12 protein-coding genes, 1 tRNA gene and 1 pseudogene are annotated in these 11,511 nt (G+C 47.3%); 13 read left to right on the top strand and 1 reads right to left on the bottom strand.

The window, feature by feature from the left end; genetic code table 11:
- Positions 1-73: 73 nt before the first annotated feature.
- From SSCH_RS12200 to SSCH_RS12170, 8 genes are all read left to right on the top strand, one after another.
- Complete coding sequence (locus SSCH_RS12200) at positions 74-931, top strand: uroporphyrinogen-III synthase (protein ID WP_198142439.1); 858 nt, start codon at positions 74-76, stop codon at positions 929-931.
- Between the two features lie 6 nt (positions 932-937).
- Positions 938-2,116, top strand: a complete 1,179-nt coding sequence (locus SSCH_RS12195) for a radical SAM/SPASM domain-containing protein (RefSeq protein WP_044665693.1) — start codon at positions 938-940, stop codon at positions 2,114-2,116.
- Positions 2,117-2,184: 68 nt separating this feature from the next.
- Complete coding sequence (hemB, locus tag SSCH_RS12190) at positions 2,185-3,162, top strand: porphobilinogen synthase (RefSeq protein ID WP_044665692.1); 978 nt, start codon at positions 2,185-2,187, stop codon at positions 3,160-3,162.
- Positions 3,163-3,164: 2 nt separating this feature from the next.
- Positions 3,165-3,866 carry a radical SAM protein gene (locus SSCH_RS12185; RefSeq protein WP_232294427.1) on the top strand — a complete coding sequence of 234 codons (702 nt, stop codon included), beginning with the start codon at positions 3,165-3,167 and terminating at the stop codon, positions 3,864-3,866.
- A complete protein-coding gene (ahbA, locus tag SSCH_RS20410; RefSeq protein ID WP_232294434.1) occupies positions 3,850-4,665 on the top strand; it encodes a siroheme decarboxylase subunit alpha in 816 nt (271 codons plus the stop codon). The genes SSCH_RS12185 and ahbA overlap by 17 nt, the downstream gene beginning before the upstream one ends.
- On the top strand, positions 4,619-5,086 hold the full coding sequence (gene ahbB / locus SSCH_RS12175) for a siroheme decarboxylase subunit beta (RefSeq protein ID WP_044665691.1): 468 nt from the start codon (positions 4,619-4,621) through the stop codon (positions 5,084-5,086). Before ahbA ends, ahbB begins: the two co-directional genes overlap by 47 nt.
- Before the next feature lie 42 nt (positions 5,087-5,128).
- Positions 5,129-5,488 carry an aminotransferase class III-fold pyridoxal phosphate-dependent enzyme gene (locus SSCH_RS22495; protein ID WP_456300467.1) on the top strand — a complete coding sequence of 120 codons (360 nt, stop codon included), beginning with the start codon at positions 5,129-5,131 and terminating at the stop codon, positions 5,486-5,488.
- A 40-nt stretch (positions 5,489-5,528) separates the two neighbouring features.
- The gene (locus SSCH_RS12170; RefSeq protein WP_456300468.1) at positions 5,529-6,413 is read left to right on the top strand and encodes a glutamate-1-semialdehyde 2,1-aminomutase; all 885 of its coding nucleotides are present in this window, start codon (positions 5,529-5,531) and stop codon (positions 6,411-6,413) included.
- A 55-nt stretch (positions 6,414-6,468) separates the two neighbouring features.
- Here the strand turns inward: SSCH_RS12170 and SSCH_RS12165 are convergent, their stop codons facing one another.
- Positions 6,469-6,852, bottom strand: a complete 384-nt coding sequence (locus SSCH_RS12165) for a 3D domain-containing protein (RefSeq protein ID WP_052835620.1) — start codon at positions 6,850-6,852, stop codon at positions 6,469-6,471.
- A gap of 548 nt (positions 6,853-7,400) precedes the next feature.
- On the opposite strand from SSCH_RS12165, the gene SSCH_RS12160 reads away from it, so the two are divergent.
- The 5 genes and pseudogenes from SSCH_RS12160 to SSCH_RS19470 all read left to right on the top strand — a co-directional run bounded on the left by SSCH_RS12160 (position 7,401) and on the right by SSCH_RS19470 (position 11,450).
- Positions 7,401-7,489: transfer RNA gene (locus tag SSCH_RS12160), tRNA-Leu, on the top strand.
- Positions 7,490-7,763: 274 nt separating this feature from the next.
- Positions 7,764-8,644, top strand: a pseudogene (locus tag SSCH_RS16905) (DegV family protein).
- 11 nt (positions 8,645-8,655) lie between these two features.
- Positions 8,656-10,341 (top strand): ABC1 kinase family protein, encoded by a 1,686-nt coding sequence (locus tag SSCH_RS12150; RefSeq protein WP_052835617.1) that lies wholly within the window; start codon positions 8,656-8,658, stop codon positions 10,339-10,341.
- 333 nt (positions 10,342-10,674) lie between these two features.
- Positions 10,675-11,172 carry an ATP-binding protein gene (locus SSCH_RS19475; protein WP_198142438.1) on the top strand — a complete coding sequence of 166 codons (498 nt, stop codon included), beginning with the start codon at positions 10,675-10,677 and terminating at the stop codon, positions 11,170-11,172.
- A gap of 41 nt (positions 11,173-11,213) precedes the next feature.
- A complete protein-coding gene (locus SSCH_RS19470; protein ID WP_198142437.1) occupies positions 11,214-11,450 on the top strand; it encodes an ATP-binding protein in 237 nt (78 codons plus the stop codon).
- The last annotated feature ends 61 nt before the right edge of the window (positions 11,451-11,511 follow it).

Here is an 11,511-nt window from a genome sequence, read left to right as displayed (position 1 = left end):
GGAACCCTGCAGCGTTGATCCGCTGGGGGACCAGGGCGAGAGCAGCAAACAGTTGTAGGAACCCTGGCCAATATTGAAGACCTCGCCAGGGATGCTGAGTGTGGGCCTCCCGCTTTTTGTGGTAGGGAATGTGGTGACACTCAGGGAAAAACTGATGTGGCGAGAAAAACAGCCCCTTTTTGGCAAAAGGATCTTGATTACTCGCCCGCGGCACCAGGCCCGTGAACTGGCTCAGGAGATTATTTTGCAGGGCGGAGAACCCCTGTGCCTTCCGGCAATAGAATTGGAGGCAACAGCTGATTGTGGTTTGGATTTTTCTCAACTTCCCACATATGATTGGCTTATTTTCACCAGTGCCAATGGGGTCTTCTTTTTTCTTGAACAACTGCGGGCAAATAAAATAGATGTGCGCTGCCTGAGGGGTAAACTGGCAGCTATCGGCCCCGCAACAGCGGCATCTTTGGAGCAATACGGACTGAATGTAGATATAATACCGAAAAAATATCAGGCAGAGTCACTTCTGGAGGAGCTGAAACACCTAACTCCTCCTGGAACTAAGGTTTTGATCCCCCGCGCCCAGGGAGCGCGGGATGTTCTGCCGGAAGGTCTGACTGCTCAAGGGGTTCAAGTGGACATCCTCCCCCTTTATAGGGCTGTCCCTGCACTGAAGAGTAGGGAATGGATGGCCGGTTTCATGAAAGACGCAAGTGTGGATTACCTGACATTTACCAGCTCTTCTACTGTAAGGAGCTATGTAAGTCTTTGCAACAGCGAAAAAATTAGTCCCCTTCCCGGTGAATGCCGTGTTGCCTGCATCGGACCTGTAACCGCGGCAACTGCTCGAGAATTAGGACTGCCTGTACATATAGTAGCCAGGGAGTTTACCGGTGCAGGTCTTCTGGCTGCGATTATTGATGATGCAAAGAGGTGAGAAATAATGATCGGTTTTACCAAACTGTTGACCGGTAAGGCAACAGTGGCAGCTGCGGTTCGCGCCGCAAACTGCGGGGCGGTGCCTCCGCACCTTCTCCAGTTTTCCACTGCCAGCAGACCCATTGTTGTCTGGAATTTAACCTGGAAGTGCAATCTCCACTGTCGACACTGCTACCTGGAGGCCTCTCCCAGCTCTCAGGGTGAGGAATTATCAACAGCTGAGGCACTGCAGTTGATTACGGAATTCGGTGAGATGAAAACTCCGGTGATCATCTTTTCAGGAGGAGAGCCCTTGCTGTATGCCGGCCTCTGGGAACTGGCAGAGCATGCACGGTCCCAGGGGATCAGGACAGCCCTTTCCACAAATGGCATTTTAATCACCCCAGATGCAGCCAGGAGGTTGAATTCCTGCGGATTTGCCTATGTCGGGGTGAGTCTTGATGGGGGGCCATCTGTTCATGATGCCTTTCGCGGGGTATCAGGAGCCTTTGAAAAAACCCTCAATGGCCTTCGTAATGCCAAAGAAGCGGGGTTGAAAACAGGGATCCGTTTTACGGTCAATAAAAATAATATCCAGGATCTCCCCTTGATCTTTGATCTCGTCAAAAACGAAAAAATACCGCGTTTTTGTCTATATCACCTGGTTTACGCCGGGCGCGGCCGGGATCTCGCTTCAATAGATCTCACGATCCAGGAAAAAAGAGAACTGGTGGACTACCTGATTCAGAAAGCAATTGAGTTCCACAAAGAAGGAACAGAAGTAGAGATATTGACGACAGATCACCACGCGGATGGAATCTATCTCTACCGTTGGGTCAAGGAGAATCTTCCGGAGCGAGCCCAGGAGGTGGAACAGTTGTTGGAATTCCACGGTGGGTGCTCTGCCGGAGTAAAAATAGCCAATATCGACCCACAGGGGTATGTTTATCCCTGCCAATTCTGGCGGTCAAGCTCTCTGGGCAAGGTACCGGAGCAGTCTTTTCGTGAGATCTGGTACGATGAAAATAATCAACTGTTGAAAGCCCTTCGCAACAAAGAGGCACATTTGAAAGGAAAGTGTGGGGAGTGCAAGCATAACTCCCTTTGCGGAGGCTGCCGCATCAGGGCTGAAGCTGTAAACGACGATATTTGGGGTGAAGACCCCGTTTGCTACCTATCCAATGAGGAAATCGGCAGGGAGTAACAAAGCGACCCGTGCAGTGGGGATTGTCCCCGGTGCACGCGGGATACATAAAGGAGGCGGTTTGAGCAATGCATTACCCACAACTGCGCCTGCGGCGCAGGAGGAGCACTCCTGCCATCAGGGAGCTTCTCCAGGAAACAAGAATTCATATTGAGGATTTGATCTATCCCCTCTTTGTGTGTGCGGGTGCCAATAAACGCGAACCCATAGAAGCCATGCCTGGGGTATACCGCCTGTCAGTGGATCTGCTTTTGGAAGAGGTGGCCAGAGCCCGACAAGAGGGTATTCTTGCTGTGCTGCTTTTCGGGGTCACGGAGAGTAAGGATGAACTGGCAGCAGCGGCATATGATGCTGAGGGTATTGTCCAGAAAGCGGTAGGATTATTGAAGGAGCGTTTTCCGGAACTGGTGGTGATCACCGATGTCTGCCTCTGTGGCTATACCAGCCATGGGCACTGCGGTGTTGTCAAAGATGGTGTCATTCTCAACGATGAAACCCTTCATCTACTGGCCCAGACAGCTCTTTCCCATGCTCAAGCGGGTGCCGACCTGGTTGCACCATCTGATATGATGGATGGCCGGGTAAAGGTGATCAGGGATCAGCTCGATGAAAATGGATTTTCCCATGTGGGGATTTTATCATATGCAGCCAAATTTGCCTCTGCCTTCTATGGACCTTTCAGAGAAGCAGCGGGGTCTGCTCCATCATTCGGTGACCGGCGCTCTTATCAGATGAACCCCGCTAACCGCAGAGAGGCCATGGAAGAGGTTTTACTTGATTTGGCGGAGGGTGCTGATTTGGTGATGATCAAACCGGCATTGGCTTACCTGGATATTATCCGTGAGGTTAGGGAGCGAGTTCTCTGCCCGGTGGCTGCCTATAATGTCAGCGGTGAATATGCCATGGTCAAAGCAGCCGCGGCCCAGGGATGGATCGACGAAAAAATGGTTGTGATGGAGACCATGACCGGGATCAAAAGGGCGGGTGCAGATCTGATCATCACCTATCACGCCAGGGATATTGCCCGCTGGCTTCAGGAGGATTGAGAGTGCTTGTTTCATGGAATACTACGAATGCCTGTAATTTGAAATGCCCCCACTGTTACCGCGATGCCGGGAGGGAAGCACCGGAGGAACTGTCAACCACTGAGGGATACAGGCTGCTTGAGGAAGTCAAGAAAGCCGGCTTTAAGATCATTGTGTTCAGCGGTGGCGAGCCTATCCTGCGCCCTGACCTCTGCGATCTGATTGCCAGAGCAAAATCCTTGGGGCTGCGTCCTGTGCTGGGCACCAATGGCACACTTCTAACAAAGGAAAAGGTACAGCAGTTCAAGGAAGCAGGAGCAGCAGCGGTAGGGATTAGTGTTGACAGTATTGAGCCTGAGAAGCATGACCGCTTCCGTGGTGTTATGGGGGCCTGGGAGGCGACACATCAGGGGATCATCAACTGCCATGAGGGGGGACTTCCCTTCCAGATCCATACAACAGTCTTTCCCTGGAATTACTCAGATATCGAGAAAATAACAGATTTCGCCATCCAGGCAGGAGGGCGCGGCCACCACGTTTTCTTTTATGTCCCTACTGGGAGAGGTAAAGAAATTATCGAAGAAACCATCACATCGGAACAGATGGAAAGTCTGTTGGAACGACTGATCTCCCTGACAAAAGCAGTTGCCCTTGGAGATCAAACCCACCTGTGCCCCGCAGTTTATGAGAATTGCGCGACAATTGAAAGTGCCAAACCGCTTTAGCAGAGGGTGCCTGGCGGGTATTTCCTACTGTATCATTGGTCCCCAGGGGGATGTCTACCCCTGCCCATACATGGATTTGAAAATTGGCAGTGTGCGAGAAACACCATTTTCTGAAATCTGGAGCAAAGATCCGGTTTTGTTGAAACTGCGTACACAGAAATATGGAGGATACTGCAGTGTTTGTAAGTATCGGGGTACCTGTGGCGGCTGCCGGGCGCGAGCCTTTGCCGGCAGCGAGGGAAACTTCATGGCCGGTGACCCCAGTTGTCTTTATGGTTCCCAAGAGGAGATAAAAATGTATCCTCTTGCCATAGAATTGCTCCTTCGCCTGCAGGAGGGACTGCCTGTGGTAAAGAGGCCATACAGCGTTATAGCTGAAGAGCTGGCTGTTTCCGAACAGGAGATTTTTAAAACTCTGCGCTGGCTGAAGGAAAATGGACTTATTCGCCGCCTGGGAGGAATCTTTGATTCCCGGCGACTTGGTTATGCAAGTACACTTTGTGCTGCTAAAGTTCCCCAAGAGCAACTTCAAAAAGTAGTAGAAATTATTAATTCTTATAATGGTGTTACACACAATTACCTGAGGGAGCACAATTATAACCTCTGGTTTACAGTAACTGCTTCCTCTCCGGGGAAACTTGAACAGGTGGTGAGAGAGATTCAGGAGCGTACGGGGCTGAAGGAATTTCACAGCCTGCCCTCCCAGGATCTTTTCAAGATCGCTGTTAAATTTTCCAGAGAGGAGCTGACCAGTGTTTTCCAAAAAAGAAGAAGCTGTACTGAAAGCCTTACAGAATGACCTTCCCCTGGACAACAGGCCATTTGATGCCATTGCTCAGCAGATCGGCCTGCAAGAGGAGGAAGTGATATCGATAATCAACTCCTTCCTGAAAAAGGGTGTGATCAGGAGGGTAGGAGCGTCTCTGGGGCATCGTGCACTGGGTTTTGCCGCTAATGCCATGATCATGTGGGCTGTGCCTGAGGAACGAGTTCAGGAGATGGGTAGGAAAATGAGTTCTTTTCCAGAAGTAACACATTGTTATCAACGGCAGGTGCCGGAGGATTGGGCTTACAATATCTTTACCATGGTACACGCCCCAACAAGAGAAAAGTGTCTGGAAAAGATCAAGGAAATATCTTTGGAAACCGGTCTTGAAGATTACCAGATCATCTTCAGCACCGTCGAATTTAAAAAAACCAGTGTATCGTATGATTTATAAGGTATACAGCATAAGCAGGAGGTGTCTATCCATATGACTTCGATGACTAACTCAAAGCTTCTTTTTCAGAAAGCCTGCCAGTATATGCCAGGGGGTGTCAACAGCCCGGTCAGGGCTTTTAATGCTGTGGGAGGGGATCCCTTATTTTTCTCCAGGGGGAAAGCTTCTCATGTATATGATGTGGATGGGAACGAGTACATAGATTATGTCTGCTCCTGGGGGCCACTGATTTTGGGTCATCTTCACCCGGATGTCACAGCTTCCCTTAGAAAAGTTTTGGAGCAAGGAACGAGTTTCGGTGCGCCGACCGAACGAGAAATTACACTCACAAACCTTATCGTCAATGCCGTTCCTTCCATAGAGAAGGTGCGCCTGGTCAATTCCGGCACTGAGGCTGCATGAGTGCTGTTAGAGTGGCGCGAGCTTTACAGGACGCAAAAAAATTGTCAAATTTGCGGGCTGCTATCATGGACATGCTGATGGTTTTCTGGTGCAGGCGGGTTCGGGTGCTCTCACCATGGGAGTGCCTTCCAGTCCTGGGGTGCCGGAGGAGATCGGAAGCCTGACTGAGATTTTGCCCTACAATGACGCCGCTGCTGTACGCAGGGCCTTCCAGAAGGAGGGGGACAAAATTGCGGCGGTCATTGTGGAGCCTGTTGCTGCCAACATGGGGGTGGTTCCTCCAAAGCAGGGATTTCTGGAGACACTGCGAGAGGTTACCACAAAAGCATCGAGCCTCTTGATCTTTGATGAGGTGATCACCGGTTTTCGCCTGGCCTACAATGGCGCCCAGGGCTTTTACGGAATTGAGCCTGATCTGACCTGCCTCGGTAAAATTATTGGGGGCGGGTTACCTGTGGGAGCCTATGGGGGCAGTAAAGAGATCATGGAGATGGTGGCACCGGAGGGGCCGGTTTACCAGGCAGGCACACTTTCCGGGAATCCCCTTGCTGTCCAGGCGGGAATAACCACCCTACAGTATCTTGCTGCGGGAAATCCCGGCATTTACAAAGAGCTTGAAAAGAAAGCTGTATATCTGGAGACAGAACTGCTGCAGGCAGCAGAGGACGCCGGAATTCCCCTGCAGGTAAACAGGGCGGGGTCACTGCTCTCACTCTTCTTTACCGGTTCCGGTGTTACCGACCTGGATGATGCAGTAACTGCTGACGAAGAATATTATAAAAAATTTTTTGGGAAGATGCTGGCAGAGGGAATCTATTTGCCACCATCACAGTTTGAAGCGCTTTTTCTTTCTATTGCTCACACAGAAGAGGATCTTGAGCATACAATTTCTACTGCCAGGAAAATATTTAATAATAAAATCTAAAGATGAAAAACAGTTGAAAAATATAGGAAAAGGCCTCCGGAAGGGAGGCCTTTTGTTAAACCCTTCCTTTGGATAAATAGGCTTTTATTTCCTGTATACCGAACAGTAGAGCCTGGTTATGATCTTCCATAAAAATGTCAATGCGGTTTCCCTTAATGGCGCCTCCGGTGTCTTCTGCAATAAATGTACCTAACCCTTCCAGGTATACTTCGCTGCCTATAGGAATTACATCAGGATCAACTGCAATTGTTTGTTGTTTTTTTGCCAGTGTACCGCTGCTTGTAATTCCATCACTTTTACCGCAGCAGATTGGGCAGGGACAGTAGGCAGTTACTGTTACTGTCAGGGTCGTTTCCAGTCGCTCACTTTGAACCCAGGCGAATGCGTCTGTTTCACTTGAGGCAAACTCCTGTGGCAGCGCAGATGACCAAGCTGCCAAAGGCAGAGCTCAAACCAAGATGATAGCCAGAACAAAGGCCTGTGTGAGTTTTTTCATAATTGAAAGTTGACCTCCTTACTGACAACTTCATTTGTTAGTAAAGTATGCGCAGAAAAAGTCCAAATTATCATGCCAATTAATATTCCATTTTTCTATATTTTTTCTTTATTTTTGACTGATTTAACCGCGTATTACTATCTATTAAATACGCTTCTAAACCAAAATAAGCATTTTTTGCACTATTCCATCCGATTATCAACAGTACCTAACTTTAGCATACGGTATGGTGAACCATCTTTTCCAACTACCAACCTGAAAAGCAGAAGCCGGAGACCAGAAGTCGGAGGTCCGAGGTGTCCAGGGAGTACCTTTAAATCGATAGATCGTTATTTAGGAAGCAGGCAATTTGTGTTACACCACGTCTTGACCGAACTCCGAGCTTAACCCATCGACTACTAATCACCAACAACCAACGACTAAAATACAAACGACTAAAATGCTTCTTGACAGGTTAAAGCAAACATGTTATCTTTTTATACGTGCAATAAGCGGCTGTGGCGGAATTGGCAGACGCGCTAGACTCAGGCTCTAGTGGGCACTTAAGCTCGTGGAGGTTCAAATCCTCTCAGCCGCACCAGTGATACCAAGGCTTCCAGTGTTTTTGACTGGAAGCCTTTTTGTGTGTTTGCAAACATGCGATTTGTTGACCGTTTGGTGTCCATAGTTTTTGGACGTTATAAATCATGTTGGCTGTGGTGGACAGTTATTCATCTCCTTGAACTGCGGTTCCCTACAGAATCTCATATGGAATCAAACACCTTTATGCTTTTATGTAATAAATGTGGTAAAATATAGACACAAGTATAATTATAGGGAAATCGTTGAGGAAATAATTATAATGGGGGTTAGCTATGGGGATAATAGGTTTTGTAACTGACAGTACTGCTTATCTTCACCCTGCCTTCATTGAAAAGCATCAAATTGAAGTGGTATCATTGATTGTTAATTTTGAGGGGGAGAGTTTTCCTGAAGCGGGTCTATATGTAAATTTTGATGAATTTTACGACAGACTCCGCCAGGTGACCTATCTACCTACAACATCACAGCCGCCCCTGGGTGAATTTTTAAAGGTTACCAAAAGCTTGGCGAGCGTGTAGACAGTATTTTTTCTATCCATATTACAGGGGGTATCAGTGGAACAGTTGAAACTGCGCTCGCTGCCGCACGGATGCTGCCACACCTGGATATCACTGTGATAGATTCTAACGGTACAGCTGTTTCTGAGTATCTAATTCTCGATGCTGCGGTGCGGGCAGTTGCCAAGGGTCTGACGAGAGATGAGGTTCTTAAAGTTATTCAACATATTGCTGATCACAATACTCTTCTTTACTTACCGGATACACTGGAATATCTGCGCAGGGGAGGAAGGATCGGCGGGGCTGCTGCTTTAGTAGGAACACTGCTCCAGATCAAACCGATTCTATATTTTAACCGCAAAAAAAACTGCATAATCGATGTTTACGAAAAAGTGCGTACCCGGGAGAAAGGCCTGCAAAAAATAATCAGTGAGATGGGCAAGGCATATGCCAAGTCTCCTTATTTTAGGGTTGCAGTTGTTGAGGTGGGGGCAAGGAAAGCGGGACAGGACTTAGCTGATCGTGTACATGAACTTTACCCGGAGTTTGAACTTGAAATCTGCCCAGTGGGACCGGTTATTGGTGCACATATAGGGCCCGGCACTGTGGGTCTCTGCTATTATCCTATGTCCCCTCAGATAAAAGAATTGTATTAGGAGATGTACAGGTGACTGGCAGAACCAGGGGTTTTTTATATCACTACAGACATGTACGCCGTTATCAAGAGATGCTGAATATTCTCGTGAAGAACGGCTTCAGTTTTCTTATTGAAAGACTCGACCTGCCAGGACAAACTCTTTATCATCGTTTCAGAAGGGGTAAACCCTCTCAGGAACAGGAAATGTCTAACCTGCCCGGAAGGATCACCCAGGTCCTGAAAGAGCTGGGGCCAACCTTTATCAAGCTCGGACAACTGCTCAGCACCAGAGCAGATCTGCTGCCACAGGAATATCTTCAGGAATTAGCTAGACTACAAGATAGAGTAACTCCTGTACCTATGGCAGAGATAGAGAGTATTATTTTGCAGGAAGTGGGGCGCCCTATAAGTGATGTTTTTGCTGAGTTCGATCCCCGGGCTTTGGCATCCGCATCTATTGGACAGGTACATCGCGCCAAATTGGTTTCCGGTGAAGATGTAGTGGTTAAGATACAAAGGCCGGGTATTGCCCGCCTCATCAAAGTTGATTTAGAGATTCTCGGGGATATAGCCAAAATTATTGAGCAAAGAACACAACTGGGAAAACTTCAAAATATTACGGGTATGTTGACGGAATTCCGCATATCATTATTAGAGGAACTTGATTTTAGTTTAGAGGGAAGAAATGCGGAGATTTTAAAAAAGAATATGCAAGAGGATACCAGGATATACATACCGGATATATTTTGGGATTATACAAAGCAGCGTGTTTTGGTAATGGAGTATGTAGAAGGGGTAAAGATCACCGGGCGTGAAGAAATAATTGCAGCCGGCTATGATCCCCAATTAATCGCAGAGACACTGGTAAATGCCATGATCAGACAGGTCTATGTGGATGGTTTCTTTCACAGTGATCCTCACCCTGGAAACCTTGCAGTGCTGCCGGGAAATAAAATAGTATTCATGGATTTCGGCCAGGTTGGCTATCTAGATGAGGAAATGCGTGAAAAAGCGGCAGATATAGTGCTTGCTATGGTGAGGCACGATATCGATGCGGTGTTAAAAGGGTTGCTGAGGATCGGTATCATCCGCGGTGAACCCAACATGAGCAGTTTAAAACGCGATATCAGCAGGTTGGAAAGAAAATACTATGGGATGCCTTTGAAAGATATTAAAGTTGGAACATCACTTCAGGAATTGATGGAGATCGCCTCTCGCTACCAGATACAGGTGCCGGCCGACTTTGTCATGGCAGCTAAAGCCCTGGTTACCCTGGAGGGGACCATCCGTGAACTGGCTCCGGAGATCAGTATTGTGGAAATTGCAGAACCCTTTGCCACCAGAGTACTCCTGCGCCGTTATGACCCCAGGCGGCTTCTGCATATTGCTCAGCAAAACACACTACAGTTTTTCTCAACTTTCGTCCATTTTCCTCTATTGTTAGAGGATCTTATTGATAAAATCAAAGGCGGACGGCTGGCACTGCCCATAGAACATAAGGAACTGCCTATGGCAGTAGGTCAGCTAAGAAAGACTATACACCGCCTGGCTCTCAGCATTATTCTTTCCAGTCTGCTTATCGCTGGAGCTATTATAGTAAGCACTAACCCCTCATCATTTTTCGCAAGGTTTCACATCGCAGAAATTATTTTCCTATTTGCTTTTATTCCAGCCTCATTATTGATCATCATTCTTTTCCTCGATTCCAGAAGCTAGGTATTGCCTGATAAAACTTTTTTATGCAGCAGGAAATTTACTTTCAATATAGAATACATTAAATGAGTTTCAGAGGAATCCGGGAATCCGGCTTCGCAGTTTTTCTAGCAAAGGATGGCTGGTTGATGCCAATTCTTTAAAAAATAAAAAGGAATTATCGAATATTTGTAGAAAGAGTTATTGACATTCATTTTATTAGCTTTGACATAACAAATTAATAGACATATCTAGTAGGGATTTCAACAAAATAACTGTGTCCGGAAATATCCCATAGCTCGCAGCAATATCTACAATTATTTTGGTCCATTCATATTAGGCAAAGGGAGTGTTACAGTGAAAATTGCAGTCACTGGCAAGGGTGGGGTAGGAAAAACCACTCTCGCCGCCGGACTCATCAAACTTTACGCGCAACGTGGTTTTCAAGTATATGCTGTTGATGCAGATCCAGATGTCAGCCTGGGCACAACACTGGGAGTGCCGGAAGAAGACCTGAAAGCTCAGCCGCCATTGGTTGAAATGAGAGACTTAATCAAGGAGCGGACAGGGGCGGGAGGCGGGTTTTACGTATTAAATCCTAAAGTTGATGATATTCTGGACGACTACTCAATAGACATCGATACAATAAAATTACTGCGCATGGGTGGTTACAAAGATGCAGGCAGTGCCTGCTACTGCCCGGAAAATGCCTTCCTCAAAGCCGTGATAGACTCTCTCCTCCTCGGAAAACTGGATGTAGTTATCCTAGACTTCGGTGCAGGAATCGAACACTTAACACGCGGTACAGCACGAGGCGTTGATTACATGCTTATTGTAACTGAGCGACAAAAGTAAGTGTTGATACTGCGCGTGTAATCCAAAAGTTATCATTAGAGATGGGGGTTCCTAATGTAAAAGTGGTAGGCAACAAGGTCAGATCTGACAAAGAAAAGAACTTTTTGAGGAACTCTTTTACACCTGATGAACTGCTAGGGATTCTAGAGTTTAACGAGGAACTCTGGGAAAAGTCGATGTTAGATGATCCCCAGGGATTGGAGGAGGTTTTAGTAGATTCTGTTAGTAAGCTTTTTGATGGTATTATCAGTGAAGGGGGTGGGGTTGCAGGAGGTTAAGGTTTAGTAGTGCCTGTAGAGGCAAGGTTTTAATGGGTTCTTGAAAGAACCATTTTGGGAG

Source organism: Syntrophaceticus schinkii, from assembly GCF_000946815.1.
Lineage (GTDB): Bacteria > Bacillota > DSM-12270 > Thermacetogeniales > Thermacetogeniaceae > Syntrophaceticus > Syntrophaceticus schinkii.
The sequence above is the reverse complement of the archived record's forward strand: the minus strand, read 5'-3'. Positions and strand labels throughout refer to the sequence as shown.

What these genes read in the sequence shown, in the direction of transcription:
- SSCH_RS12195 (WP_044665693.1), top strand. Translation starts at nt 938, where the DNA reads ATGATCGGTTTTACCAAACTGTTGACCGGTAAGGCAACAGTGGCAGCT.
- hemB (WP_044665692.1), top strand. Translation starts at nt 2,185, where the DNA reads ATGCATTACCCACAACTGCGCCTGCGGCGCAGGAGGAGCACTCCTGCC.
- SSCH_RS22495 (WP_456300467.1), top strand. Translation starts at nt 5,129, where the DNA reads ATGACTAACTCAAAGCTTCTTTTTCAGAAAGCCTGCCAGTATATGCCA.
- SSCH_RS19470 (WP_198142437.1), top strand. Translation starts at nt 11,214, where the DNA reads ATGGGGGTTCCTAATGTAAAAGTGGTAGGCAACAAGGTCAGATCTGAC.